We start from the raw sequence: 2,465 nt of genomic DNA on the forward strand, positions 1-2,465 counted from the left end.
GCCTCCGCCAAAATAAGTTTGCCCAGCGTCAGATCCGAAACTGCGCGTCGGAGCCGTTCATTCTCCAACTGCAGCCGCTTCAGTTCCTTCAACTGATCCACGCCCATCCCACCATATTGCTTGCGCCAGCGGTAATAGGTCTGTTCGACAACACCGATCCGCCTGATCGCGTCCAGACGGAACATTCCTTGCCCCATCAGAACCTCAACCTGCCGTAACTTCGACACAATCTCTTCCGGCTTCGGTCGCTTCGTTCCCATCTTCGGCCCTCCGTTTCCTGACTATTACCGCGGACGACTTCACAGGGGGAGGCTTGCGGCGGCGTTGAGGTGAACGTTTTCGAAACCATCAGATCATCACGGAAACTTCGGACAAATGGTGCTCATTTCCTATGTCCTTCCAGCCCGAGTTCGGCCCACATCCAGCCGAAATCGTACTCGGCGATGGCTCCCCCTTCACGGCGGGCATTGCCGTTCTCCAGATATTTCAGCCATTCGACCACCTTTTCACGCCCGACCGCGCTGCGCGCCGCCTGACGGGGCGACTTACCACCCAGCATGGGTAATGGCGCGTCCAGCGTTTCGCGGTAGTGGCGATCCATGTAGTCCCGAGCGATCTGCTGCATGATCCCCGGCGGGATGTCGTCAGCAGCATCCCCAGACTCGTCGCTGCGCCGCGCGGCCATCATCTGCTCGATGGTCCGGATCGTGGTCAGCGGAGGTTTCAGAAGCGCGCCCACCGCCTTGCTCACCAGCGCTTCGACCTTCTTCGCGCGCCTAGCCGAGTTGACGCTGACCAGCAGCGCCTTGCCCTTCAGCTCCAGCGTCCCCAGCACCGTTTCCCCGGTCTCCATCCTGCTTTCCAGCGTGGTGCCGCTTGCAGGCCTTGGCCCGCGCCCCTTGCCGGCGGCTATCCAGTTCCAGAATTTCGGACCCTCGGGCAGAAGCGCCTTCACCCTGTCCAACCGCGTCGCGACATCCTTCTGCGTCACGCCGGCGGCGAAGGGGAAGCGCAGGTCGTGGAACTTCACCTCATCGCCGTCCGAATTGCAGAGTTCCGGCACGGCAGGATCGAGCGCATGGCCAACTTCCGTGAACAGCCAGGCGGCGGTGAAGATCGGTGCGCAGCCCGACAGCTGCTCAGGCGTGAGCCGCAACTTATCGCGCTTCTTCAGCTTCAACGCATCGCGCAAACCCGAGAGCAGCAGATCGGTGGCCTCGGCCGAGAAGGGCAGCAAGGCACCGGAAATCACATGATGATCGCGCTCGGCCACCACGCGAACGGCGATCCGGTCCCATTGTTTCAGCGTGCGACTGGCGGATTTCTCGCGCACAGTGACGGGCCCCGTATCCGTCAGCAGGTCACGCAGCACCATCGAGGTGCCGGGCCGGACGTCGCTCACCTCATAGAGACTGACCGGCGTGTCGCGCAGCGCCGCGAAATAGGCGCGGTTCAGCACGCTTTCCTTCCAGCCCCGGCGCTTCAGGTAAAGGTCGACGATATTGCCGTCATCATAATGGCGGCCAAGGAAATCCTCGAAACCGCAGCCCCACAGCACGCCCGACCATTGCTCGCCCAGAAGTTCGGCGAGATCATCATGGTCCAGATCGAACTCCTCAAGCGCAGGCAACAGATGTTCGGCGACCGCATCCTGCAGGCGCTCATGCCAGACCTCGTCCCGCCCGATAAAGCCCAGAAGGCCGGATATGTCGTTGCGCCCGGTCATTTGCGTCACCGCCCCTTCACCATCCACGTCGGGGTCAGTCGGATTTCAGCGTCGGAATACCCATCGCGATCCTGCCGCCATGCCCAGTCTTGTCGCCGATGCGCATCACGCCGCACCCGTTGATCTTTACCATGCCGGAGCCCTTCGCCATCGGATCCGGCAGCGGGGGCGACCCGGGACAACCACATTGCCCCCCTTCGACGGCAAGCGGGATGCCGTTGAACCTGACGAAAGCCTGCCCCGGATTCATCACCGGACCGCCGCCATGGATCGGGCAGGTATGCGGGTGGCCGACAAGTGCTATTGGTTTACCCATTTGACATTCCTCCAGCGTTTACGATGGCAGCCGCCACGGATCGTCGATCAGCTGCTGCCTGCCCGTCCAAGCCACCTGAGGCGGATCCTGCGCCTCACGATAGCGGAAGCCGCCATCGAAATCGCCACCGTTCTTCCAGGTGTAAAGGCAGGGATCCGTGCGCTGGATGAAGGGGTTCAGCTCGATCAGCGTGGTCTTGAAGCTGCCATTGTCCTGACGCTCGACAAAGACATCCGCGACCACAGTCTCCATATGCAGTGCATCGAGCAGATCGCGGCAGAAATCGGACAGCGAGGCCTTGATCGCGCGCTCGTTGGCCGGGATCTCGGCAAAGCCCGACTGATGGTGATATTGCGAAATGCCAATGACGCGGCGGTCGCGAATGAAGATGCGGAATTCGGACCAAAGGGGGATGTCGTGCCA

The 2,465-nt window shown here is 61.7% G+C and carries 4 protein-coding genes; all 4 read right to left on the reverse strand.

What is annotated here, in order from left to right:
• A partial coding sequence (locus IT41_RS19075) for a transposase (RefSeq protein WP_036744335.1) occupies window positions 1–260 on the reverse strand: 260 nt, incomplete at its 3' end.
• Between the two features lie 122 nt (window positions 261–382).
• On the reverse strand, window positions 383–1,726 hold the full coding sequence (locus IT41_RS19080; protein WP_036744331.1) for a hypothetical protein: 1,344 nt from the start codon (window positions 1,724–1,726) through the stop codon (window positions 383–385).
• A gap of 34 nt (window positions 1,727–1,760) precedes the next feature.
• The gene (locus IT41_RS19085; protein ID WP_036744333.1) at window positions 1,761–2,042 is read right to left on the reverse strand and encodes a PAAR domain-containing protein; all 282 of its coding nucleotides are present in this window, start codon (window positions 2,040–2,042) and stop codon (window positions 1,761–1,763) included.
• Window positions 2,043–2,060: 18 nt separating this feature from the next.
• Window positions 2,061–2,465: cell division cycle protein 123 family protein (locus IT41_RS19090; RefSeq protein ID WP_139221807.1), on the reverse strand; the 405-nt coding region annotated here is incomplete at its 5' end.

The organism is Paracoccus halophilus, from assembly GCF_000763905.1.
Lineage (GTDB): Bacteria > Pseudomonadota > Alphaproteobacteria > Rhodobacterales > Rhodobacteraceae > Paracoccus > Paracoccus halophilus.